At 73.7% G+C, this 22,841-nt stretch carries 21 protein-coding genes, 3 tRNA genes and 1 pseudogene; 16 read left to right on the top strand and 9 right to left on the bottom strand.

What is annotated here, in order from left to right; all coding sequences use genetic code 11:
• The first annotated feature begins 178 nt into the window (after window positions 1-178).
• The 8 genes from gdhA (at window position 179) to purM (ending at window position 10,862) form a co-directional block, all read left to right on the top strand.
• Window positions 179-1,516, top strand: coding sequence for an NADP-specific glutamate dehydrogenase (gdhA, locus tag ACSJJR_RS09155; protein WP_435943126.1), 1,338 nt, complete (start codon window positions 179-181; stop codon window positions 1,514-1,516).
• A gap of 149 nt (window positions 1,517-1,665) precedes the next feature.
• Window positions 1,666-2,085, top strand: coding sequence for a sterol carrier family protein (locus tag ACSJJR_RS09150; protein WP_435943110.1), 420 nt, complete (start codon window positions 1,666-1,668; stop codon window positions 2,083-2,085).
• Window positions 2,086-2,272: 187 nt separating this feature from the next.
• Window positions 2,273-3,055: a DeoR/GlpR family DNA-binding transcription regulator gene (locus ACSJJR_RS09145; RefSeq protein ID WP_435943109.1), complete on the top strand. Its 783-nt coding sequence runs from the start codon at window positions 2,273-2,275 to the stop codon at window positions 3,053-3,055.
• Window positions 3,052-4,062 (top strand): 1-phosphofructokinase family hexose kinase, encoded by a 1,011-nt coding sequence (locus ACSJJR_RS09140; RefSeq protein WP_435943108.1) that lies wholly within the window; start codon window positions 3,052-3,054, stop codon window positions 4,060-4,062. Before ACSJJR_RS09145 ends, ACSJJR_RS09140 begins: the two co-directional genes overlap by 4 nt.
• Window positions 4,063-4,124: 62 nt before the next feature.
• Window positions 4,125-6,227: a PTS fructose transporter subunit IIABC gene (locus tag ACSJJR_RS09135; RefSeq protein WP_435943107.1), complete on the top strand. Its 2,103-nt coding sequence runs from the start codon at window positions 4,125-4,127 to the stop codon at window positions 6,225-6,227.
• Between the two features lie 64 nt (window positions 6,228-6,291).
• On the top strand, window positions 6,292-7,863 hold the full coding sequence (locus ACSJJR_RS09130) for an RNB domain-containing ribonuclease (RefSeq protein ID WP_435943106.1): 1,572 nt from the start codon (window positions 6,292-6,294) through the stop codon (window positions 7,861-7,863).
• Between the two features lie 153 nt (window positions 7,864-8,016).
• The gene (gene purF, locus ACSJJR_RS09125; protein ID WP_435943125.1) at window positions 8,017-9,708 is read left to right on the top strand and encodes an amidophosphoribosyltransferase; all 1,692 of its coding nucleotides are present in this window, start codon (window positions 8,017-8,019) and stop codon (window positions 9,706-9,708) included.
• A complete protein-coding gene (purM, locus tag ACSJJR_RS09120) occupies window positions 9,705-10,862 on the top strand; it encodes a phosphoribosylformylglycinamidine cyclo-ligase (RefSeq protein ID WP_435943105.1) in 1,158 nt (385 codons plus the stop codon). The genes purF and purM overlap by 4 nt, the downstream gene beginning before the upstream one ends.
• Window positions 10,863-11,080: 218 nt before the next feature.
• On the opposite strand, the gene ACSJJR_RS09115 is transcribed toward purM, so the two are convergent.
• The 4 genes from ACSJJR_RS09115 to ACSJJR_RS09100 all read right to left on the bottom strand — a co-directional run bounded on the left by ACSJJR_RS09115 (window position 11,081) and on the right by ACSJJR_RS09100 (window position 12,798).
• Window positions 11,081-11,287 (bottom strand): DUF3073 domain-containing protein, encoded by a 207-nt coding sequence (locus ACSJJR_RS09115; RefSeq protein WP_435943104.1) that lies wholly within the window; start codon window positions 11,285-11,287, stop codon window positions 11,081-11,083.
• A 187-nt stretch (window positions 11,288-11,474) separates the two neighbouring features.
• Window positions 11,475-11,807: a DUF3618 domain-containing protein gene (locus tag ACSJJR_RS09110; RefSeq protein WP_435943103.1), complete on the bottom strand. Its 333-nt coding sequence runs from the start codon at window positions 11,805-11,807 to the stop codon at window positions 11,475-11,477.
• Window positions 11,804-12,361 carry a DUF3618 domain-containing protein gene (locus ACSJJR_RS09105; protein WP_435943102.1) on the bottom strand — a complete coding sequence of 186 codons (558 nt, stop codon included), beginning with the start codon at window positions 12,359-12,361 and terminating at the stop codon, window positions 11,804-11,806. The genes ACSJJR_RS09110 and ACSJJR_RS09105 overlap by 4 nt, the downstream gene beginning before the upstream one ends.
• Window positions 12,358-12,798, bottom strand: a complete 441-nt coding sequence (locus ACSJJR_RS09100) for a phage holin family protein (protein WP_435943101.1) — start codon at window positions 12,796-12,798, stop codon at window positions 12,358-12,360. The genes ACSJJR_RS09105 and ACSJJR_RS09100 overlap by 4 nt, the downstream gene beginning before the upstream one ends.
• A gap of 227 nt (window positions 12,799-13,025) precedes the next feature.
• On the opposite strand from ACSJJR_RS09100, the gene ACSJJR_RS09095 reads away from it, so the two are divergent.
• Window positions 13,026-14,459 carry a hypothetical protein gene (locus ACSJJR_RS09095; protein ID WP_435943100.1) on the top strand — a complete coding sequence of 478 codons (1,434 nt, stop codon included), beginning with the start codon at window positions 13,026-13,028 and terminating at the stop codon, window positions 14,457-14,459.
• 26 nt (window positions 14,460-14,485) lie between these two features.
• Here the strand turns inward: ACSJJR_RS09095 and ACSJJR_RS09090 are convergent, their stop codons facing one another.
• The 3 genes and pseudogenes from ACSJJR_RS09090 to ACSJJR_RS09080 form a co-directional block, all read right to left on the bottom strand.
• Window positions 14,486-15,469 carry a glycoside hydrolase family 3 N-terminal domain-containing protein gene (locus ACSJJR_RS09090; protein ID WP_435943099.1) on the bottom strand — a complete coding sequence of 328 codons (984 nt, stop codon included), beginning with the start codon at window positions 15,467-15,469 and terminating at the stop codon, window positions 14,486-14,488.
• A gap of 235 nt (window positions 15,470-15,704) precedes the next feature.
• Window positions 15,705-16,047, bottom strand: a pseudogene (locus ACSJJR_RS09085) (ABC transporter ATP-binding protein); the annotation flags it as partial.
• A 182-nt stretch (window positions 16,048-16,229) separates the two neighbouring features.
• Window positions 16,230-16,607: a metallopeptidase family protein gene (locus ACSJJR_RS09080; RefSeq protein ID WP_435943098.1), complete on the bottom strand. Its 378-nt coding sequence runs from the start codon at window positions 16,605-16,607 to the stop codon at window positions 16,230-16,232.
• A gap of 219 nt (window positions 16,608-16,826) precedes the next feature.
• Between ACSJJR_RS09080 and ACSJJR_RS09075 the strand changes: the two genes are divergently transcribed.
• The 3 genes from ACSJJR_RS09075 to ACSJJR_RS09065 all read left to right on the top strand — a co-directional run bounded on the left by ACSJJR_RS09075 (window position 16,827) and on the right by ACSJJR_RS09065 (window position 17,116).
• Window positions 16,827-16,902, top strand: a tRNA-Glu gene (locus tag ACSJJR_RS09075).
• Between the two features lie 19 nt (window positions 16,903-16,921).
• Window positions 16,922-16,995, top strand: a tRNA-Asp gene (locus ACSJJR_RS09070).
• A gap of 48 nt (window positions 16,996-17,043) precedes the next feature.
• Window positions 17,044-17,116 (top strand) — tRNA-Phe (locus ACSJJR_RS09065).
• Between the two features lie 60 nt (window positions 17,117-17,176).
• Here the strand turns inward: ACSJJR_RS09065 and ACSJJR_RS09060 are convergent.
• Both ACSJJR_RS09060 and ACSJJR_RS09055 read right to left on the bottom strand, forming a co-directional pair.
• Window positions 17,177-18,229, bottom strand: a complete 1,053-nt coding sequence (locus ACSJJR_RS09060; RefSeq protein WP_435943097.1) for a permease prefix domain 1-containing protein — start codon at window positions 18,227-18,229, stop codon at window positions 17,177-17,179.
• Window positions 18,230-18,254: 25 nt separating this feature from the next.
• Window positions 18,255-18,584 (bottom strand): PadR family transcriptional regulator, encoded by a 330-nt coding sequence (locus ACSJJR_RS09055; RefSeq protein WP_435943096.1) that lies wholly within the window; start codon window positions 18,582-18,584, stop codon window positions 18,255-18,257.
• A 142-nt stretch (window positions 18,585-18,726) separates the two neighbouring features.
• On the opposite strand from ACSJJR_RS09055, the gene ACSJJR_RS09050 reads away from it, so the two are divergent.
• From ACSJJR_RS09050 to ACSJJR_RS09035, 4 genes are all read left to right on the top strand, one after another.
• Window positions 18,727-20,127, top strand: a complete 1,401-nt coding sequence (locus tag ACSJJR_RS09050) for a mechanosensitive ion channel family protein (protein ID WP_435943095.1) — start codon at window positions 18,727-18,729, stop codon at window positions 20,125-20,127.
• A gap of 129 nt (window positions 20,128-20,256) precedes the next feature.
• Complete coding sequence (gene msrB, locus ACSJJR_RS09045; protein WP_435943094.1) at window positions 20,257-20,688, top strand: peptide-methionine (R)-S-oxide reductase MsrB; 432 nt, start codon at window positions 20,257-20,259, stop codon at window positions 20,686-20,688.
• Window positions 20,685-21,695 carry an endonuclease/exonuclease/phosphatase family protein gene (locus ACSJJR_RS09040; protein ID WP_435943093.1) on the top strand — a complete coding sequence of 337 codons (1,011 nt, stop codon included), beginning with the start codon at window positions 20,685-20,687 and terminating at the stop codon, window positions 21,693-21,695. The genes msrB and ACSJJR_RS09040 overlap by 4 nt, the downstream gene beginning before the upstream one ends.
• Window positions 21,688-22,806, top strand: coding sequence for an AEC family transporter (locus tag ACSJJR_RS09035; RefSeq protein ID WP_435943092.1), 1,119 nt, complete (start codon window positions 21,688-21,690; stop codon window positions 22,804-22,806). The genes ACSJJR_RS09040 and ACSJJR_RS09035 overlap by 8 nt, the downstream gene beginning before the upstream one ends.
• The last annotated feature ends 35 nt before the right edge of the window (window positions 22,807-22,841 follow it).

The following is a 22,841-nucleotide window of genomic DNA, read 5'->3' as shown; positions in this document are numbered from 1 at the left end:
GGGTCTTTTTTTTTTGTTTCGTTGCTTTTCTGTTTCTCCCTCCCCCACCACAAAACCAGCGCCCGGTGTCCCCTGGAATGAGATGTTTCATCTCAGTTTCCGGCCGAGTGGGAGCCTGTCAGTGGGCGCCGCGGCGCAGTCCCGGCCGCCCTACACGATTCGATGAATGGAGTCCCGTATGCAGGAGAGTGTCGAAAAGGTCTACGAGCAGGTCGTTGCCCGCAACCGTGGCGAGTCCGAGTTCCACCAGGCCGTCCGAGAGGTCCTCGAGTCCCTCGACCCAGTCATCGCCAAGCGTCCCGACTACGCCGACAACGCGCTCCTCGAGCGCATCGTCGAGCCTGAGCGTCAGATCATGTTCCGTGTCCCGTGGACTGACGACGCCGGCCGGGTCCACGTCAACCGCGGCTTCCGCGTCGAGTTCAACTCCGCCCTGGGGCCCTACAAGGGGGGCCTGCGCTTCCACCCGAGCGTCAACGCCGGCATCATCAAGTTCCTTGGCTTTGAGCAGATCTTCAAGAACGCCCTCACCGACCAGGGCATCGGCGGCGGCAAGGGTGGATCCGACTTCGACCCGCACGGCAGGTCCGACTCCGAGGTCATGCGCTTTTGCCAGTCCTTCATGACCGAGCTGTCCCGCCACATCGGCCCCGACACCGATGTGCCCGCCGGCGACATCGGCGTTGGAGGGCGTGAGATCGGCTACATGTTCGGCCAGTACAAGCGCCTGACCAACCGCTACGACGCCGGCGTGCTCACCGGCAAGCCCGTCGCCTGGGGTGGCTCGCTCACCCGCACCGAGGCCACCGGCTACGGCACGGTCCTGTTCGCCCAGTCCATGCTCGCCACCAGGGGCGACAGCCTCGAGGGCAAGAAGGTTGCCGTCTCCGGCTCGGGCAACGTGGCGATCTACGCCATTGAGAAGCTCCAGCAGCTCGGCGCCGACCCGGTCACCTTCTCCGACTCCTCGGGCTACGTCGTTGACGAGCGCGGCATTGACCTCGAGCTGCTCAAGCAGGTCAAGGAGGTCGAGCGCGGGCGCGTCGCCGACTACGTCGCCCGCAAGCCCGGCGCCCGCCTGGTGACGCAGGGCCGCCCCTGGGACGTGCCGGTCGATGTCGCCCTGCCCTGCGCGACGCAGAACGAGCTCGACGGCGACCACGCCGTCACCCTGCTGCGCAACGGCGTCGGCGTCGTCGCCGAGGGTGCCAACATGCCCTCGACCCCCGAGGCGGTGGAGGCCTTCCAGGCTGCGGGCATCCTCTACGCCCCCGGCAAGGCCTCCAACGCCGGTGGCGTGGCCACCTCGGCGCTGGAGATGAGCCAGAACTCCTCCCGCACCCGCTGGAGCTTCGAGGAGGTCGAGGCCAGGCTCACCGGCATCATGGCTGACATCCACGACTCCTGCGTCGAGGCCGCGCAGGCCTACGGGCACCCCGGTGACTACGTCCTGGGCGCCAACGCCGCGGGCTTCACCAAGGTCGCCGACGCGATGATCCAGCACGGCATCGTCTGAGCCGCGCCCGCCAGGGCCGCACCTTCCTGAGCCCTCGCGCCGTCCCCGAGCCACCCGCCCGGGGCACGGCGCGAGGGCTCGGCACGCGACGCCCTCGCCGAGGCCCGTCCCCGGCGGCGCCCGGGGTCCTGGGCGCTAGGGTCGGGGCCATGGCAGCACGACGACGCATTGACCCTGGCGCGGGGGCCCACGCCCTGCGCCAGTGGGCGGCCGAGCACGACGTCCGCGCCGGCGGCGGTGAGCCGCCCGCGGGCCTCAGCCCCTTGGAGCGCTCAGCCCGCCGGCGGCGCGACGCCACCGCCGTGCGCTACACCCTCGAGGAGCTCAGCGCCTGCGCCCCGGGCCGGGCGGTAGAGGTCCGGGTCCCTCCCTACGGCGTCACCCAGGCCGTGGCCGGCACCGTCCACCGCCGCGGGACCCCGCCCTCCGTCGTCGAGACCGACCCCACCACCTGGCTCGCCCTGGCCGCGGGCCGCCTCACCTGGGACCAGGCGGTGGCCGCGGGGGACCTGCACGCCTCCGGTGAGCGCTGCGACCTCAGCCCCTACCTGCCGCTCCTGCGGGTCTGAACGGCGGCGCGAGCAGGGCCCGCAGGGCTCATGCCCGCCCTCAGTCACAAGAATGCCCGGACGGACATCCAGAATCGCTTTGATTCAAACATATGACGACGTTTCCTCTTCCCAACGTGCCCGAACGGGCATACTCTGGTGATCGGACGGACAGCCGACGGTGGCTGTCCCGGCACGAGGAGGTCGGATGAGCGCCGAGCAGCGTCAGCAGGCGATCCTCGATGCCGTCGCCCGCGAGGGGCGCGTCACGGTCGTGGACCTCGCCGCGGACCACGGCGTCACGGTTGAGACCATCCGCCGCGACCTCGCCGCCCTGGACCGCGCCGGAGCCCTGCGCAAGGTCCACGGCGGTGCTGTCGCCGCCACGAGCCTCGCCCTGCCCGAGACCGCCGTCGCCGAGCGCGAGCACCTCGCCGCCCCGGCCAAGCAGCGCATCGCCTCAGCGGCGCTCACCGCCCTGCTCGAGCGGGGGGCGCTCGCCAGCGGCTCCACCCTCATCCTCGACGCCGGCACCTCAGTGGGCGCCCTGGCCCGGATCCTGCCGGAGGACCTGTCCCTGACCGTCATCACCTCCTCCGTCCTCACCGCCGCCCGCCTGGCCGGCAGGGACGGCCTCACCGTGCGGGTCCTGGGCGGTGAGGTGCGTGGTATCACGCAGGCCGCCGTCGGGCCGGAGGCCCTGGCCACCCTCGCCTGCGTGCGGGTTGACCTCGCTGTGCTGGGAACCAACGGCCTGTCCGCCGAGCACGGCCTGTCCACACCCGACCCGGACGAGGCGGCGGTCAAGACCGCCATGGTGCGCGCCGCCCGCCGCGTCGTCGTCCTCGCCGACGCCACGAAGACCGGTCAGGAGCACCTCGTCTCCTTCGCCGACCTGGCCGACACCGACCTGCTGGTCACCGATGCCCCGCCCCCCACCGCCCTGTCCCGCCGCCTCACCGACTGCGCAACGGAGGTCCTCGTCGCATGATCACCACCCTCACCCCCAACCCCTCCCTCGACCGCACCGTCACCCTGCCCGGACCGCTCCAGCGCGGCGGCGTCAACCGCCTCGCCTCCGTCACCATCGAGCCCGGCGGCAAGGGCGTCAACGTGGCCCGGGTGCTCGCCGCCTCCGGGCTCGCGGTCACCTCCGTCCTTCCCGCACCCCCCGGCGACCCCCTCCTGGCCGCCATCGCCGCCGCCGTGGTGCCCGGCGACGCCACCGTGAGGACCCACGCCGTGCCCGTCTGCGGATCCGTGCGGGTCAACACCGCCGTCACCGAGCCCGACGGGACGACGACGAAGCTCAATGAGCCCGGAGCCGGCCTCAGCGCCGCCGAGACCGAGGCCGTCGAGGCCGCCTTGATCGAGGCGGTGGCATCGCCCGCCGCGGACGCCGCCCCGTCCTGGGCGGTGCTGTCGGGCTCACTGCCCCCCGGGGTGAGCACCGACTGGTACGCGCGCCTCGTGCACCTGCTGAGGCAGGCCGCACCGGGGCTGCGCATCGCCGTGGACACCTCCGACGCCCCGCTCGCCGCGCTGGTGGCTGCCCTGCCCTCGGCGGCGCCCGACCTCATCAAGCCCAACGGCGAGGAGCTCGGCCAGCTGGCCGGGTTGTCCGCCGACAGGGCGATGGTGCTGGAGGAGGGGGCACTGGCCGGAGACCTCGGCCCCGTCGTCGAGGCCGCCCGGGTCCTCGTTGCTGCCGGCATCGGCGCCGTCATGGCCACGCTCGGCGAGGCCGGGGCCGTCCTCGTCACCGACGAGGCCGCCTGGCACGCCACCGCCCCCGCCATCGTTGTGCGCTCCACCGTCGGGGCGGGGGACTCCTCCGTCGCCGGGTACGTCCTGGCCGACACCCGGGGTGAGGACGCCCCGGGCCGCCTCGCCACCGCCATGGCCTACGGCTCCGCAGCCGCCTCCCTGCCCGGCACCCGGCTGCCGACCCCGCAGGACCTGCCCCAGGCGGGCGCCGTCGTCACCCGCCTGGGCTGACCGGGCCCCAGCACGCACCGATTCCCTCACCACCGCCAACCCACGCCACCCAAGGAAGCAGCATGTCCCCCACCTCATCCGCAACGAGCGTTCCGCTCATCATCCCTGAGCTCGTCCGGCTCGACGTGCCGGCGGGCTCCGCCAAGACGGAGGTCATCGGCTACCTCGCCGAGGTCGTCGCCTCCGCCGGCCGTGCCTCCACCGCCGAGGGCCTGGCCTCCGACGCCCGCGCCCGTGAGGCCACCGCCCCCACCGGCATCCCCGGGGGCATCGCCATCCCGCACTGCCGCAGCCCGCACGTGCTGGCCCCCTCGCTGGGCTTCGCCCGCCTGAGCGAGCCGGTCGACTTCGGCGCCGCCGACGAGCAGCCCGCCGACCTCGTCTTCATGATCGCCGCCCCTGACGGCGCTGACGACTTCCACCTCCAGCTGCTGGCCAAGCTCGCCCGCGGCCTCATGCGCAGCGACTTCACCGACGCCCTGCGCTCGGCCGCGACCAGCGAGGAGGTCGCCCGGATCGTCACCGAGCAGGTCCAGCCCGAGCTCCTCGCCGCCGAGGCGGCCCACGCGCCCGCCACCCCGGCCCCCGAGGTTCAGGCCGCTCCCGCTGCGGCGGGCCCCGGCCGCCTCATCGTCGGCGTCTCCTCCTGCCCCACCGGCATCGCCCACACCTTCATGGCCGCCGAGGCCCTCGAGCAGGCCGGCAAGGACCGCGGCGTCGAGGTCCACATCGAGGGGCAGGGATCGGGCAAGGTGGACTGGCTCGACCCCGCCCTCATCGAGCGCGCCGACGCCGTCGTCTTCGCCCACGACCTCCCCGTCAAGGGCCGTGAGCGCTTCGCCGGCAAGCCGGTGGTCGACGTCGGCGTCAAGGCGGCCGTCAACGACGCCGCCTCCCTCATCGACCGTGCGCTGGCCGCCATTGACGACCCCGCGGCCCCGACCGTGCCCGCCGGCGCCCCCGGCGCCTCAGGGGAGGCCGTCGCCGAGGAGAAGGTCCACTGGGCCCGCCGCCTCCAGCGCTCGGTCATGACCGGCGTGTCCTACATGATCCCCTTCGTCGCGGCGGGCGGTCTGCTCACCGCCCTGGGCTTCCTCTTCGGCGGCTACGACATCGGCGCCACCGCCCACACGATCGTCATGGGCAACAGCGACGAGGGGCTGGCGGCGGCCAGCCTGTGGAACCTGCCCGACCTCGCCAACCCCGCCTACGCGGCGCCCCACGCCCTGGGCGGCTCCGCCCTGGCCGCCTACCTCGGTGCCGTCTTCTCCCTCCTCGGCGGCGCCTCCATGGGGCTGCTCGTGCCGGCCCTGGCCGGCTACACCGCCTTCGGCCTGGCCGGCAGACCCGGCATCGCCCCCGGCTTCGTCATGGGCCTGGCGGCTCTCGCCACCGGGTCCGGCTTCATCGGCGGCCTCATCGGAGGCGTCCTCGCCGGGTACATGGCCGCCTGGCTCGCCGGGCTGAGCACGCCGCGCTGGCTGCGCAGCCTCATGCCCGTCGTCGTCATCCCGCTGTCGGTGACCCTCGTCGTCGGCACCGTCATGTACGTCATCCTCGCCGGCCCGCTGTCCTCCCTCATGAGCTGGCTGACCACCTCGCTGACCGCCATGGCTGACAACGGCTCCGCGGTCATCCTCGGCGTCATCCTCGGCCTCATGATGTGCTTCGACCTCGGCGGGCCCGTCAACAAGGCCGCCTACCTCTTCGCCACCGCCGGCCTGGCCGCCGCCACGACCGCCTCCTACGAGATCATGGCCGCCGTCATGGCCGCCGGAATGGTGCCGCCGCTGGCCCTGGCCCTGGCCACGACCCTGCGCCCGCGGCTGTTCACCGACGTCGAGCGCGACAACGGCCGAGCCGCCTGGCTGCTGGGCGCCTCCTTCATCTCCGAGGGCGCCATCCCCTTCGCCGCAGCCGACCCGCTGCGCATCATCCCGCCCGCCATGGTGGGTGGTGCCGTCACCGGTGCTCTGTCGATGGCGATGCACGTGGGCTCGCGTGCCCCGCACGGTGGTGTCTTCGTCTTCTTCGCGATCGACAACATCCTGTGGTTCGTCCTGTCCATCGCCATCGGCGCGGTCATCACCTGCGCCGGAGTGGTCCTGCTCAAGCAGATGGCGGCCCGCTCGCACGGTGACGCTGTGGCCGCCGACGCCGCCTGACCGGGCGGGGCATGGGCCCACCTACCGGGCCGCGCTTGGTCGGCGCCCTCGGTAGGTTCAGCCCATGCCCCGCCCCCGGCTCAGCGCCTACACCGCCCCGCCCGCCGCCGTCGTCGCCGCCCTGGACGCCCTGCGTGAGCGCCACCAGGTCGCCGAGGCCTTCCCGGCCGCGGCGCTGGCGGAGGCCGAGGCCGCCTGCCGGGACTGGCGCACGGGCGGCCCCGAGCGCTTTGTGGCCCGCGGGCACGGCGACGGCCTGCCGGTGCGCGACGCCCGCGACCTGCCACTGGTCACCATCGACCCGCCCGGCTCCCAGGACCTCGACCAGGCGCTCCTGCTCCAGCGGAGCGGCCCGCAGGACGCCGACGGCGGCTACCGGCTCCTGTACGCCATCGCCTCACCCACCACCTTCATCACCCCCGGCGGCGCCCTCGACACCGAGCTGCGGCGGCGCGGCGAGACCGTCTACGCCCCCGACCGCGCCTGTCCGCTGCACCCCGAGTCCCTGTCCCACTCGGTTGCCTCCCTCCTGCCGGGAGCCGACCGCCCCAGCTACCTGTGGAGCATCGGCCTTGACGCCGCCGGGGCCGTGACCAGCGCCCACGTCGAGCGCGCCCTCGTGCGCTCACGCGCCCGGCTCTCCTACGCCCAGGTCCAGGACGCCGTCGACGGCGCCTCCTGCCTTCCCGCGCCGGTCCCGCAGGACCTGCCTGAGCTGCTGAGCGAGGTCGGCAGGCTGCGTGAGCAGCAGGAGGTGCTGCGCGGGGGCGTGTCCCTGTCCGTGCCGGAGCAGGAGGTGCGCCGCGTGCCGGTGGGCGGGGCCGACGGCGCTGAGGCGGCCTACCGCCTGGCCTACCGCGCCGCCCTGCCGGTGGAGAGGTGGAACGCCCAGGTCTCCCTCCTGACCGGCATGTGCGCGGCCCGGATCATGGTGCAGGCCGGCGTCGGCGTCCTGCGCACCATGGCGCCGGCCGAGCCCGACGACCACCGGCGCCTGCGGCGCGTGGCGCGGGCGCTGGGCGTGGACTGGCCCGAGGACCTGCCCTATGCCGGGCTCGTGCGCCGCCTCGACCCTGCTGTCAGCGCCCACCTCGCCTTCATGGACCAGGCCGCGGGCCTGTTCCGCGGCGCCGGGTACCTCGCCTTCGGCCCCGGCTGCGGGCCGACGCCCACGGCGAGGCAGGAGGCGGTCCACTCGGCCATCGCCGCCCGTTACGCGCACGTGACCGCGCCGCTGCGCCGCCTGGTGGACCGCTACGGCGAGGAGGTGTGCGTGGCGGCCTGCGCGGGGGCTCCGGTGCCCGGCTGGGTCCTGGACGCCCTTCCCTGCCTGCCCGGGGCCATGGCCCAGGCGGGCCGCCGCTCACGCGCGGTCGAGCGGGGCGCGGTCTCCGCCGTCGAGGCGCTTGTGCTCGCGGGCCACATCGGCGAGGTCTTCGACGGCGTGCTGCTGTGCGGGCACGAGGGCCGCGGCGAGGTCATGCTCACTGAGCCGGCCGTGGTCGCCGCCGTCCGCGTTGAGGACGGGACGCAGGACCCCGCGGCCCCGGGCATGCCGGTGGGCGAGGCCGTGCGGGTACGGCTGGTGGAGGCCGACGTCGCCAGCGCCCGCACCTCCTTCACCCTGGTGCGCTGACACGCCTCCCGCGGTGCCCGGCTGCCGTCGGGGCCTGTGGCAGTGGGACGCGCCTCCTCCTACGCGGGGCAGGGCCGGGTTGACGTGTGGGAGGATGTGCCGGTGAGCGTCGGTGACACCACCCAGACCACCCCTCCCGCCCCCACGAGCCTGATGAACCCTGGTGACCTCGTCGAGGCCTCCGTGCGTGAGGAGTGCGGCGTCTTCGGCGTCTGGGCCCCGGGTGCGGACGTCTCGCGCCTGAGCTACTTCGGCCTGTTCGCCCTGCAGCACCGGGGCCAGGAGTCCGCTGGCATCGCCACGACGGACGGCTCCAAGATCCTCGTCTACAAGGACCTCGGCCTCGTCTCCCAGGTCTTCAACGACCAGATCCTCACCAACCTGCCCGGGCACATCGCCGTCGGGCACACCCGCTACGCCACCCAGGGCGCCACCACCTGGGAGAACGCCCAGCCGATGCTCGGGCCCGTCTCCGGCGGCTCCACCCTCGCCGTCGCTCACAACGGCAACCTCACCAACACCCGCCAGCTCATGGAGCGCATCCGCGCCACCAACGGCGAGGACCTGCGCGGCGAGCTGGGCCGTGGCTCCTCGACGGACACGGCCGTCCTCGCCTCCCTCATGGCCCTGGTCTCCGAGCGCGGCTTCCTCGAGGGCTGGGACGACGTCGAGGACCTTGTGTCCACCGGCGTCGAGCCCGACGTCGATCTCATCGCCACCAAGCCGCCCCTGACCGTCTCGCAGACGGCCCGCCGCGTCCTGCCCATGCTGCGCGGCGCCTTCTCACTCGTCTTCATGGACGAGCACACGCTCTACGCCGCCCGCGACCCGCACGGGGTGCGTCCCCTGGTCCTGGGCCGCCTCAGCAGTGGCTGGGTGGTGGCCTCCGAGACCGCCGCCCTCGACATCGTCGGCGCCACCTTCGTGCGTGAGATCGAGCCCGGCGAGCTCCTCGAGATCGACGCCGATGGCGTGCGCTCCACGCGCTTCGCCCAGCCGCGCCGCGCCGGCTGCGTCTTCGAGTACGTCTACCTCGCGCGCCCCGACACCAAGATCGCCGGCCGCTCGGTCATCGCCGCCCGCAACGCCATGGGGGCGGCGCTCGCCCGTGAGCACCCCGTGGACGCCGACCTCGTCATCGCGACCCCCGAGTCCGGTACGCCCGCCGCCATCGGCTACGCCCAGGCCTCGGGCATCCCCTACGGCCAGGGCCTGTTCAAGAACGCCTACGTGGGCCGCACCTTCATCCAGCCGACCCAGACGCTGCGCCAGCTGGGCATCCGCCTCAAGCTCAACCCGGTGCGTGAGGTCATCGAGGGCAAGCGGCTCGTCGTCGTTGACGACTCCATCGTGCGTGGCAACACCCAGCGTGCCCTGGTCAAGATGCTGCGCGAGGCGGGGGCCGCCGAGGTGCACGTCATGATCTCCTCCCCGCCGGTGCTGTGGCCCTGCTACTACGGCATCGACTTCGCCACCCGCGCCGAGCTCATCGCCACCGGCATGAGCGTGGAGGAGATCCGGCAGTCCATCGGTGCCGACTCCCTCGGCTACCTGTCCGTCGAGGGGATGGTCGAGGCCACCGGTCAGCCGCAGGACGAGCTGTGCACCGCCTGCTTCACCGGCCGCTACCCCATCGCACCACCGATCGAGGGCATTGCCGTGGGCACGGTGCCCGTCAACCGGGTCCCCACCGCCGTCCGCCGACGTCCTGCCACGGTGAACGACGACGTCGTGGCCCCCCGCACGGTCACCCTCCCGGACCTGTCCAACGGCTCCGCCGTCACCACCGCCTCCCCGGCTTCCACCGCACCGACACCCCTGACCGACGAAGGACCCCGCACGTGAGCACCGCCCCCACCCAGCCCTCCTCCGGCATCACCTACGCCTCCGCGGGAGTGGACACCGCGGCGGGTGACCGCGCCGTCGAGCTCATGAAGGCCTCGGTGGCCGCGACCATGACACCGGCCGTCGTCGGCGGCGTGGGCGGCTTCGCCGGCATGGTGGACGTCTCCGAGCTGCGCGCCTACCGCAGGCCCCTGCTGGCGACCTCCACCGACGGCGTGGGCACGAAGGTCGCCATCGCCCAGGCCATGGACGTGCACGACACCATCGGCCAGGACCTGGTCGGCATGGTTGTGGACGACATCGCGGTCACGGGCGCGCGCCCGCTGCTCATGACGGACTACATCGCCTGCGGGCACGTCGTGCCCGAGCGCATCGCTGACATCGTGCGCGGAGTGGCGCAGGCCTGCGCCCAGGTGCGCACCCCCCTGCTGGGCGGGGAGACCGCCGAGCACCCCGGCCTCATGGGCCCCGACGAGTACGACGTCGCCGGCGCCGCCACGGGCGTGGTCGAGGCCGAGCGGATGCTCGGCGCCGAGCGGGTGCGCGAGGGGGACGTGCTCGTCGCCCTGGCGGCCTCCGGCCTGCACTCCAACGGCTACTCCCTGGTGCGCCGCGTCGTCGAGCACGCCGGGTGGGCGCTGGACCGCCACGTGCCCGAGCTCGGCCGCAGGCTCGGCGAGGAGCTGCTGGAGCCTACGCGCCTGTACTCGGCCCTGTGCCTCGACCTCGTGGAGGCCATCGACCCGGTCGGCTCCTGCGACCCCGGGGCGCTGCGCGTGCGCGCCTTCAGCCACGTGACCGGAGGCGGTCTGGCCGCCAACCTCGCCCGGGTCCTGCCTGCCGGCCTCGTGGGAGAGGTGGACCGCGGCTCCTGGACGGTGCCCGCCGTGTTCGACCTCGTGCGCACGCTCGGCGGCGTGCCGTGGGACGACCTGGAGTCCACGCTCAACCTGGGGGTGGGCATGGTCGCCGTCGTCGCCCCCGAGGCCGTGGACGAGGTGCTGCGGGTCTCGGCAGCGGCGGGTGCGCCGGCCTGGGTGCTCGGCTCGGTGCACGGTGCCGAGCAGCACGTTCCGCGTGGGCGCGTTGTCGCGGGCACGAAGGGCGTCGATGCCGGCGCCGTGGACATCCACGGCAGCTACCGCACCGCCTGAGGTCTGGCGCAGCCTGTGGGCCTCCTGCTGTCTAAGGCCCACAGGATCCTCCGCGGGGAGGTGACAGCCCTCCTTCGGGGGTGGCCGCCTGCGGGCTCAGGGGTGTGGGCCCCAGAGCGCTGGACGTCCAGACAGCACAAGGGCCGGCAGGTGTGTTCCCTGCCGGCCCCTGCCTGCGACGGGTGCCTCCCCTCGCCGGAGCGGTGATGGTGAGCGGGTCACTTCTCCTCTGAGTCGTCCCACTCGTCGTCGTCCACGTTGTACTTGGAGGCCAGCTCCTCGTAGTCGGTCTCGCCGTCAACCTCGGCACCGCTGGACGCGCTGACGAGCTCGCGCTCGAGAGCCGCGTAGTCGGTCTCCGGGCTGAAGTACTTGAGCTTGCGGGCGACCTTCGTCGCCTTGGCCTTCTGACGGCCGCGCCCCATAGGCTCGACCCCCTCCAACAATCTCTGGCGCGCGAGGCGCGCATCACGTGGGCAAATGTGTCGTGGGGCGAGCCTATATCCACGCCGCCGCAAATGGCTATTCGGCGCCATGTGAGGGACAACGCCCCGCGGGCCGTCGATGGCTCAGGCGGTGGCCGACGGCGGCCCGCGGGCCCGCCCTCGGGCCTCAGCGGCGGCGGGAGCGGCGCAGGAGGGAGGCGAGCGCCGCCGCGGCCACGGTGCCACCGGCCACTGCCGTGACCGTGCGCCGAGCGTCCTCGTCGCCGGCCTGCGCCCGCTCGACCGTCTCCACGACGCGGTGGTGCAGCGCGCTGACCCGGTCCACGAGCCTGTCGCGCTCCTGGGCCAGGCGCGCGCCCCAGCGCTCGCCGGCCGCACGGGCCTGGGCCTGAGGGGAGACGCGCTGCGCCAGGGCGTCCACGCTGGCGGCGAGCTCGGCCCGTGCGGTGCGCAGCCGGGCCTCGATCTCCTCCGGGGTGGGGGACGGGGTCTGGCTCATCGGCGCAGAGCCTTGACCACGGCGAGCACGCTCACACCCGCCAGGACGAGGGCAGCGCCGGTGACGATCCCCAACGAGGTCGGCTCCCCGTCGCGGGCGTCGTCGAACAGGCGGTGGACCCGGTCCAGCACGCTCGGTGCCGGGGCGCAGCAGCCGGAGCCTTCATCGTCACCGGCGGCACCGGCGGCACCGGCCTGAGCGCACGTGGTGGGGCGGGAGGCGGCCAGGGCGGAGGCCATGCCCGCCCGCGCCTGGGCGACGGCCTCGCGGGCGGAGGCAGTCGCCTGCGCCTTGAGCGACTGGGGAGCCAGGCGTGCTCCCAGGGCGGTGAGGTCCGCGGTGAGGTGGGCGCGGCGAGCGGCGAGCTCGGCCTCGATCCCCTCGGGGGACCGGGCGGCCCTCGCAGCGCGTCGGGCGCGGGCCTGGGCCGCGATCTCGGTGGCGGAGGGGCCGGTGTGCCCGCCTGCCGGGGTGGTGGCCGGACGGGGTGGGCAGGGTGTGCCCACTGCTGAGGTGACCTGCGGGGAGGCGGGCTGCTGCGCGTGGGTGCTCACTTCGTGCCGCCCTTCTCCAGGCCCTCCTGCAGGGCGGCCGTGGCGACGGCGACGTCGGCCTTGAGCCCCTCCTGCGGTGCGGGGACGTCCTTCTGGGCGGTCTTGAGCCGGTTGAGGCCCAGCAGGGCGAGCACGGCCACGACCACGAGCAGGAGCACGGCGACGATGAGGTGGCCCGCCCAGGGCGAGAGCACCTCGGCGATGGCCCAGGCGAGTGCGCTGAGGATCATCCCGAAGGCGTACAGGGCGAGGACGGCGGCGGCGGCGAGCAGGCCGGCGCCCAGGCCGAGCGCGATGGCCATGCGCTTGCCCTTGGCCTTGGCAAGCTCGATCTCGCCCTTGACGAGGCCGGTGACGTTCTCAGAGATCCGGGCGACGAGCTCACCGAGGGAGGGCTGGGAGCCGGGACCACCCGAGGGTGGCTGGTACTGGGACATGTGGGACGGAGCCTTTGGTGAGGGAGTGACGTGTGCTGCGCGCAACGGTACCCGCGTGCCTGTGCCTGTGCCAGGTTCTCACACCTGCGCGGCCGCCGGGCGCTGGACCGGGACGCGTGCGCCCAGCCAGCGCCGATGTGGTCCTGGACACCTCGACGGGGTTGGTGGCTACCATTGAGGTGCGACCCGTGTGAGCCGGGGCGCTCCCGCACCGGAAGGCTCTGCCCATGGGTCCCGAACAGCTCAAGACGGCGGCCCGGGCCGCCTCCCCCCTCATCGCCGCGACGACCACCGACCAGCACCTTCAAGCAGCGATCGCCGCCGAGCGCCCGGACCTGCGCGCCGCGCTCGCGGCCAACCCGGCGATCTACCCGGGGCTGCGTGACTGGCTGGCCGAGGCGAGCCGCAGGACCGCGGCCGAGGTGGTCCTCCCACCGGAAGGTGCGCCGGTTGCCGACGACGTGGCGGGTTCCGCTGCCCCCGGCCTGCCGGAGGCAGCGGAGCTGCCCGGCCGGCAGGCCCCGACCTGGGCGGCCGCGCCTGCCGGCCAGCAGGCACCCACCGCCTGGGCCCCGCCCCAGGACCTTCCTCCGGACCATCCCACCACTGCCCATCCCGCGACCGTGTCCCCGGTTGGCGCTACGCCGGTGCGACGTCGTCGCCACCGGGTCTGGGTCGTGGTTCTTGCCGGCCTCCTCATCCTCGCCCTCGTGGGTGCCGTGACCGTTGTCGCCCTGCGGCGCTGGGATGGGAGGCCTGCGCCCTCGGCCCCGAGCGGCTCCACCGAGCCCTCGGCCTCCGCCACCGCCTTGGCCGGGGCCCCTGCCTTGCCCACGGCGAGCACCACGTCTGTCACGGTGTCCCGCTGCGCCACCGACCCGGTCTACGAGGTCCGTGCCGTGCGTGACGGTGACGGCCTCGAGGTGGACGTGCACGTGACTGCCACCTGCAAGGACGGCGACGTCCTGTCCGGCGTCTCCAACCTCGTCACCCTCATTTCCGGTCTCAAGGGCTCGAGCCTGAGCCCGTCCACCCGGGTGGCTGCCGCCGTCGCCGTCTTCGACCTGAGTACGGATCCCGTCGCCGTGCCCGCCTCGGGTGTGGACCTCACCTTCGTCTTCGGCTCGTCCTTCCACTACGTCAGTGCCGCCCAGATCGCCGTCGACAGCGCCGAGCTGTTCGTCGCCCGCGACCTGTCGGGAGCAGCCAGTGCCGGCACCGCCACCGGAGCGGTCCGACTCAGCACGGCCAGCGCCCCGGACGCCGCAACCATGGACACCATATGGATGGGCGTCCTGCGCGAACAGGCCAACGCAGACCTCGCCACGGTCTCCGGCCCGCTCGACGGCACCTGGGTGCCGCAGCTGTCATCGAAGAAGCCAGGACTCGTCCTTGACAGCACCACCTGGGACGCGCACGCCGTCTGGGAGCACTACATGAGCCTCAAGGAGGCCTACCCGAGTGCCATCCTGCTGTGCTCCGACGACTGGTCCGTCTTCGACACCGGTGGGCACTGGTGGGTCGTCGTCGTGGCCGAGCCCTTCGCCACCGCAGAGGAGGCCAACGCCTGGTGCACAGCCCAGGGCCTGCCCCGGGATGACTGCTTCGCGAAGTACCTCAAGGTCGGTGCCTCCAGCGAGGGCACGACCGTCATGCGCTGAGGCGCCCGCCCCAGGTCCGGCCGCGCTCAGGCGCCCGGGACGCCCTTGAGCGCGAGCACCCGCAGCGCCGCCCGGTCCACCAGGGCCGCGAAGTCCGCGTCGGCCCGCGCCTCGGCCACGAGGGCCTGCGCCATCTCGGGCGCCACCGAGGCGTCGGCGGAGGCCAGCACCACGTCTACGCCGGCCCGTACAGCCAGCACCGCCCGCTCGGCCGGGGACCAGTCCTGCACCTGGGCGGCCGCGGCGACGTCGTCGGTCATCACCACCCCGGTGAAGCCGAGGTCCCCGCGCAGCATGCCGGTGACGACGACGGGGGAGAAGCAGGCCGGGGCCTCGGGGTCGATAAGAAGGTAGGTGGCTGAGGAGACCATGACCGCGCGGGCACCCGCCCTGACCGCCTCGGCGAAGACGCTCACGGCCGGGTCGCCGTCTCGGGTCGTGTCCGAGTCCGTCACCTGGGCGGCGGTGTCCGTGTTCTCGGTGACGCGCCCCAGGCCGGGGAAGTGCTTGACCACCGGCTCCACGCCCGCCGAGCGCATCCCCTCGCTGAAGGCGAGGACCCCGGCCGTGGCGGTGGCTGCGTCGGTGCCGTACTGGCGGCCCCAGGTGCCTATCGGAGCGTTGTCCGACGGTGCCAGCGTGTCCACGAGGTCCGCGCAGGGAGCAAGGTTCATCGTCACCCCCGCCGCCGCGAGCTCCGCACCCCAGCCGGCGGCGCGGACGGTCAGCGCTGTGGGGTCCAGCAGCGCCTGCTGCTCGGGCGCGGGGAGCGTGGACATGCCCGGGCCGGACAAGACCTGGACCGCGCCGCCCTCCTGGTCCGTGGCGACCAGCGGCGCCGCCCGGGACGCCAGGGCCGTGTAGAAGGCGACGACGGCGCGCGTGGCCCCAGCGCCCTGGGTGCAGCGCCCGTGCAGGAAGATGCCGCCGGCGTGCACAGCTGAGACGATCTCGGCGTGCTCCTGCGAGGCGCCCTGGGCCGGCACGCCCACCATGAGCAGCTGGCCCACCCTCTCCTCCAGGCTCCATCCCTCCAAGGGGGAGGCGGGCGGGGGCGTCATCGGCTCCGGGGAGGAGGAGGCCGACGGCGTGGCCCGGGGAAAGGTCCCAGGCGATCGCCCCGTCGCCGGCCCGCTCTCCGGGGCTCTCGCCGGGGGCCCGGAGCAGGCGGCGAGGACACCGGCCGCCAGGGGCCCCGCGAGGACTGTGCGACGGGGCAGGGGGCGCGATGTCATGACGCTGACCCTAGCGGGGCGCCGGGCGCGGCTGCTGCTCCTGGCTCCAGGCCTCCCACAGGCTCGCGTACTCGCCGCCCAGTGCCACCAGACTCCTCATGCGTGCCGAGCCCGACCACCCGCCCGTCCATGACGACGGCGACCCGGTCCGCGTCCTGCGCCGTGTACAGCCGGTGCGCCACCTCGATGACCGTGCGCCCGGCCAGCGCCGTTGACAGGGTCCGCTGGAGTGTGCGGGCCGCCTGCGGGTCGAGCAGGCTCGTGGCCTCGTCAAGGATGAGCGTGTGCCGGTTAAGAAGGACCAGGCGCGCGAGCGCCACCTCCTGCGCCTGCACCGGCGTGAGCGTCAGGTGCGTGGCCGGCGAGGAACCCGCCCCATCCGTCACGTGGGTGAGGATCGCCTCCTCGCGACGGGCGCCGGCGCAGCGGCTGGGCGGCTGCGACAGTGCCGCGCCGCGTGTGGGGCCCGTGCGCTGTGGCCTCGGACGCCTCAGTGCCTCGTGGTGGGCACCAGGCCCTGGTGGCGTGGGGGCGCTCAGCCCCAGCCGAGCTCGTGCAGGCGCTCGTCGTCGATCCCGAAGTGGTGGGCGACCTCGTGGATGACCGTCACCGCGACCTGCTCCACCAGCTCCTCGCGGTCCTCGCAGCAGCGCTCCAGCGGGCCCTTGAAGATGAGGATCCTGTCCGGCAGCATCCCCGACCAGCCGCCGTCGCGCTCGGTGAGGGGGACGCCCAGGTACAGCCCCAGCAGCGCGCTGCCGTCCTGCTCGTCCTCCTGCGTCTGCTGCTCCGGCTCGTCCTGGACGAGGACGACGACGTTGTCCATGGCGTCTAGCAGGTCCGGGGGGATGCGGTCGAGCGCGTCCTGCACGGCGCGCTCGAAGTCCTCCTCCGACATCCTCACTGGGCTCATGGAAGCAGCCTGCCACGGGTCGTGGGGCAGGAGGCGCCGGGGCGCGGTTGCGGGGGCGGGCTGCCGCGGCCTGCGGGCCCCGACGCCGTCGTGCGGGCGAGCTTGACCGGCGAGCATCCAGGCCGGTGAGCAGAGTCACCTCCGAGGGATTTGCGCACCCGCGGATCCTGCCCTTAGTGTTCTACCCGGTTCGAGGCGCGACGACGCCAAGGGCAACAGGCCCCCATCGTCTAGCGGCCTAGGACACCGCCCTTTCACGGCGGTAGCACGGGTTCGAATCCCGTTGGGGGTACCAGCTCGTGCGAACTTCATATGGCCTTGTGGCGCAGTTGGTTAGCGCGCCGCCCTGTCACGGCGGAGGTCGCGGGTTCAAGTCCCGTCAAGGTCGCGGAAGCGGATCGGCCCGGTCAGCAATGGCCGGGCCGAGCGCGTCCACGGCTCTGTAGCTCAGTTGGTAGAGCGTTCGACTGAAAATCGAAAGGTCACCGGATCGACGCCGGTCGGAGCCACTGCGAAAGGCCCGGGTCCCACAAGGACCCGGGCCTTCGCTTGTGCGCGCGCCGCCGGGTTCAGCGCCCCCGGTTGCGCCGGGCCTGCGCCGTCGCCGAGGCGACGGCCGCGATCGCGCCGAAGAGGACGCCCGCGACCGGCCACACGACCCAGCTCATCCCCCACGCGTCGAAGGCGAAGGACCACACGAGGTAGGTGATGATGGTGAGCGGCCAGTAGGCGGCGGCGATGACGCCGATGAGGCCGTCCGCGCTGTGCCAGCCTTCCGGGGCGTTGGCGGCCCGGCCCTCCTTGGTGAGGGTGCTGTGCGTCGAGGCCGCCCAGTTCGTCGGCAGGAAGATCCGCAGGCCCTGGGCCACGAGCACCAGCGTGAGGGCCGCACCGAGGGGGGCGTAGTCCTGGTGTCCGGGCATGTCGGAGAGGATGCCGGCGCTGACGAGCGGGATCGCGGAGATGATCCACAGGCCCACGGCCGCGGCCAGGGTGCGCGAGCGCGGCCCCTCGTGCTCCATGCGTAGGCGCTCCGCCCAGGCTGAGACGATCGGGTCCTGGGTGAAGCGGCCGCCGAGCAGGTGTCGCGTGCTCACGAAGGCCCGGCTGCGCCGGACGAGGACGATCACGCCGGCGGCGACGAGGACCAGCGTGAGCGGCAGGCCGAGGAGGCCGGCCTCATCGGGTGTGAGCGCGAACAGGCCCTCGCCACGGGCCGTGCCGGACAGAGTGATGAGCGGGACCGCGGCCAGGACGAGCAGAGCCACGCCGTTGCCCAGGGCGCGGGCGGTGGTGCGCTTAGCCTCGGCCAGCTCCTGGGCCTCGGGCAGGGTGACGGCCGGCGGGCCCCAGGGGGCAGCGCCGTGAGCGGCCGTGCCGGCCGGAGCGCCCTGGGCCTGGCGGATCTCGGGGAGGATGCCGAGGACGGGCGCCAGCTCCTCGAGGTTGCCGAAGTCGGTGATGACCTGGCCGACGGCCTCGTTGTGCGTCTTGCCCGCGCTGAGCGCGTCGGCGTAGGCATCCTCCATCATGGTCCGCAGCTCGGCCTTCGCCTCGGCCAGGCGCGGCGTGGCGGGGTAGGGGGCGAACATGGCGTCGAGGAAGGCGGTGATGGTGTCCATCGGGGTGGTCCCTTCGGGGGAGGGGTCAGAGGGTGGTGGCGCGGGCGGCGAAGCGGTCGATGAGGGCCTTGGTGTCCTCCCACTCGCTGAGCTTGTCGCTCAGGTGGGCGGCGCCGCCGTCGGTGAGCCGGTAGTAGGTGCGGGGCTTGCCGGAGCCCGAGGTGCCCGCGTAGGAGGCGACGAGGGCGGCAGCCTCGAGGCGCTTGAGGGCCGAGTACAGCGTGGTCTGCTTGATGGTGTAGCCGCCGATCTCGGTGATGGTCTTGGCGAGCTCGTAGGCGTATGAGGGGCTGGTGCTCAGCAGACTGAGCACGATGAGGTCGATGTGGCCGCGAATGGCGTCCGCGCTGATCACGGCCGCGCAACTCCTGTCCTGAGGTTCATACGTACAGCGTACTACGTGTGGCGTAGTACGTCTCGTGGGGAAGTGATGTGCGCAGCAGCACCGGCGGTGACCCTCACAGGCCCACCACAGCCACCCCGCCTACGCTGTGCCCATGACCACCCCCACCCCCACGTCCGACGCCGTCGAGGCCGTCGCCGAGGCCACCGAGGACGTCCTGGGGCTCCTCGTCCACACCGGCGTCGGCGCCCTCGTGGGACTCGTCCTCGCCGTGGTCCTCGTCGCCGTCCTCAAGGCCCTCGGGAACCGCCGCAGCCTGTACGGCGAGGTCGCCCGCTTCGCGCGCACACCGCTCGATGTGCTCGGCGCGCTCGCCGGCGGCTACACCGGTGCCGCCATCGCCCGCCTCAACCTCTCCCTGCCCGCCTGGAGCGACCTCGCCATCCAGGCGCTCCTCATCGGGGTGATCCTCGCCGGCACCGGCGTCGCCACCGCCCTGCTCAAGGCCGTGGAGTCCTCCGTCGTCGCGGGCGTGCGCGGCGCCGGGGACCAGGGACGGGCCAACCGCGTCACCACCCAGGCCCAGGTCCTCAGGCGCGTGGCTGAGGCCGTCGTCATCGTCTGCGGTGCCGTCGGCGCCGCCATGACCTTCCCCTCCGCGCGCCTGGCCCTGGGCTCCCTGCTCGCCTCCGCGGGCCTCGTGTCCGTCATCGCCGGCCTCGCCGCGCAGTCCACGCTCGGCAACGTCTTCGCCGGCGTCCAGCTCGCCGTCACCGACGCCATCCGTGTGGACGACGTCGTCCTGGTCGGCACCGACCGCGGCGTCATCGAGGAGGTCACGCTCACCTACGTCGTCGTGCGCGTGTGGGACGGGCGTCGGCTCATCTACCCCTCCTCGTACTTCACGCAGAACCCCTTCGAGAACTGGTCGCGTCACTCCACCGAGTACACCGGCACCGTCGAGCTCGACCTCGACTGGCGCGTGCCCGTCTCCGCCCTGCGGGCCGAGGCCATACGGATCATCCAGGGCTCGCAGACCTGGGACGGCAGGACCGCCGACGTCGATGTCACCGGGACCAGCGGCGGCACGGTCACCGTGCGGGTCGCCATCTCCGCGGCCGACGCCGGGGGCGTGTGGAGCCTTCAGTGCCTCCTGCGCGAGGAGCTCGTCCACTGGCTCCAGCGCGAGGCGCCCTACGCCCTGCCGCGCACCCGGGTCGAGATCGAGCAGGTCGAGGTCTCCCAGGACCCCCGGCCCGAGCAGGTCGCCCGGCTCGCTGAGGAGCTGGCCGTCCTGCAGCAGCCTGCTGTCCAGGCGCCGACGCAGCCGCAGGAGCCCGTCGGCGCCGATCCCGTGGAGGCCGCCCGCCTGCGCGCCGCAGCCCGGGGCCGTTCCCCGGTGCGCCGCGCCCGCCGCGGCAAGGTGCGCCGACGCCGCATCCTTGCCCGCCAGGACCGCGGCGAGCAGCCGCTCCGGGATGAGGCGACCCAGGTCATCTCGACCGCGGACCAGGCCGCCTTCCTCGACGAGCGCGGGCAGGATGCGCAGGGCTGAGCCCGCGCGACGGGCGCCGAGGACGCCGGACTTGGACGCGGCGGACGCTGAGCCCGTGCGACGGGCGCCGCTGTGCCCACTGGGCGGTCGCCCTAGCCCCGGGGGCCGGGCGCGGTCCACGATGGTGACGTGGCCAGCAACGACCCCGCACCCCGCCTCGACCCCGCCGCCATTGCACGCACCGACGCCCAGTGGCGCGCACTCCTCGATCCCCTCGAGTACCACGTGCTGCGTGAGGCCGGCACCGAGCGGCCCTTCACCGGCGCCCTGCTGGATGAGCGCCGCGAGGGCGTCTACCGCTGCCGCGGCTGCGGCGCCGAGCTCTTCCGCTCCACCACCAAGTTCGACTCCCACTGCGGCTGGCCGTCCTTCTACGACCCCAGCGACAGCCGGGCCGTGACCCTCCTGACCGACACCAGCCACGGCATGGTGCGCACCGAGGTGCGCTGCGCCGTCTGCGGCAGCCACCTGGGCCACGTCTTCGACGACGCCCCCCAGACCCCCACCGGTCAGCGCTACTGCATGAACTCCGTCAGCCTCACCTTCGAGGCAGGGCAGTGACCCGTGTCCTGAGCCTCAACCTCCAGCACGGGCGCCCCGGGGCAGGTGCCGTCCACGACCCGGCGACCGCCCGGCTCGCGGGTGCGGACCTCGCCGACTCGGGCGCCGCGCGGGAGGTCCTAGCCGCCCTGGCCGACCAGCTGAGACAGATCGCCCCCGACGTCATCGCCCTGCAGGAGGTGGACCGCGGGCAGGCCCGCTCGGGCCGCCTCGACCAGGCGGCCGAGCTGGCGCGCCTGCTGGGCTGGCGGCACCACCGCTTCGCCGCCGCCTACGCCGGAGCCGTCACCGGGCTGCGGCGCCGCCCGCTGCGCTCCGCGCTGAGCTCTCCCGGCGACGATGTCCTGGGCTACCTCAGGCGAGGCGTCGGCCTGCCTCTGGCGGGCTTCGGCAACGCGCTGCTCAGCCGCCTGCCCGTCGGCTCGTGGCACGTGCGCCGCCTGGGACGCGGCCCCGCCCACGTCACCCGCCGCGACGGCGCCCCCGCCTGGAACCCGCGCTCCTACCGGGTCCTGACCTCAACAGCGCGGGTCATGCTCGCCGCGACCCTCGACACAGGTGCGGCGCCCACACCGGTGGGCGCCGGCGCCCCAGTGCCTGGAGCGCCCGCGGTCCCGCTCGCCGTCGCCTCCACCCACCTGGCCACCCGCTCAGACGTCGCCGCCGCCCAGCTCGCCGACGCCTGGGCCGCGCTGTCCACCCTGCCTGGAGCCCACCTGCTCGCCGGCGACCTCAACCTGCGGGCCGAGGCCCTCTCCAGGCTGGGCGTCGCCCGTGCGCTGGGTGAGGGCCCCACCTTCCCCGCCGCCGGGCCACGCCACCGCATCGACCACCTGCTCACCGACCCCTGGCCCCTGGGCGCCGACGGCGTGCCCCTGGGCGCGGACGACCTCATGCGTGCGGTGGCTGTCCCGCTGCGGGCGACGTCCTGGGGCACGCGCAGCCTCGTCGTGTCGGACCACGCCGCCACCTGGGCCGACCTCGAGCCTGTGACCCCGTATGGCTGAGGTCCTGGCGGGACTGACCGTCTTCGGCGCCGTCATCGCCGTGGGCTGGGTCCTCGTGCGCTTCGACGCCGTGCCCGCCGGCAGCGACACCGTGCTCACCCGCGTGTGCTTCTACGCGGCCACCCCCGCCCTGCTGGTGACCACCGTGGCGCAGGCGGACCTCGCCGCCGTCCTGTCGCGCCAGACCATCGTCGGGCTGTCCGCCGAGGTCATCGGGGTGCTGACCGCCTTCGCCCTTCACTACTGGGGCCTGCGCCGGCCCCTCGCCGAGGCCACCATCGGCGCTCTCGCCGCCGGCTACGTCAACGCCGCCAACCTCGGCATCCCCGTGCTCATCGTCCTGCTGGGCGACGCCGCCGCCATCGCCCCGGTCCTCATGCTCCAGCTCCTCGTCCTGTCCCCCGTGGCCTTCGCCGTCCTTGACTGGGCCGAGGCGAGGCGCCTGCCGCAGGAGCCCGAGGACGCCGGGGCGGGCGCCGGTGGCTGCTCGCGCCTCCGGGTGTGGATCGCGCCGCTGCGCAACCCCCTGCTGATCGGCGTCCTCGTCGGGCTGCTCGTCAACCTCGCCGGCTGGGACATGGGCGCGTGGCTGGGCGGCCTCGTCACCGGTGCGCTCGACGCCCTCGGCTCCCTCGCCGCCACCGTCATGATGATCTCGCTGGGAATGAGCCTGGCCGCCTCCTCGCCGCGCGTGCGACGCCGCCTCACCATCGCCCAGGTGACCCGACTGCGGCCGGGGGAGCGCACGAGCGCCCCCGCCTCTGTCGCCGCCGCACCCGCCACCTGTGCAGCCCCCGCCCCCACCGCCCCCGCCGTGACCGTGCCGGAGGACGACGAGGACCGCGGTGAGCGCGGGGCCGCCCTGTGGCTCACGGTCGCCTGGAAGCTCCTGGTGGTGCCGGCCCTCGCCGTCGCCATCGGGCTCGCGCTGGGGCTGCGGGGGCACGGGCTGCTGGTACCGGTGACGACGGCGGCCCTTCCCAGCGCGCAGAACGTCTTCATGTACGCCACCCGGTACAGCACCGCCAAGTCCCTGGCCCGCGACTGCGTGCTGCTGACCACCGCCGGCTTCGTGCCCGTCGAGCTGCTGGCAGCCGCGCTCCTGGGCTGAGGGGAGCGCCCCGGGCCAGGGCCTTTGCCAGGGGC

The organism is Actinomyces sp. W5033, from assembly GCF_051303165.1.
The sequence above is the reverse complement of the archived record's forward strand: the minus strand, read 5'-3'. Positions and strand labels throughout refer to the sequence as shown.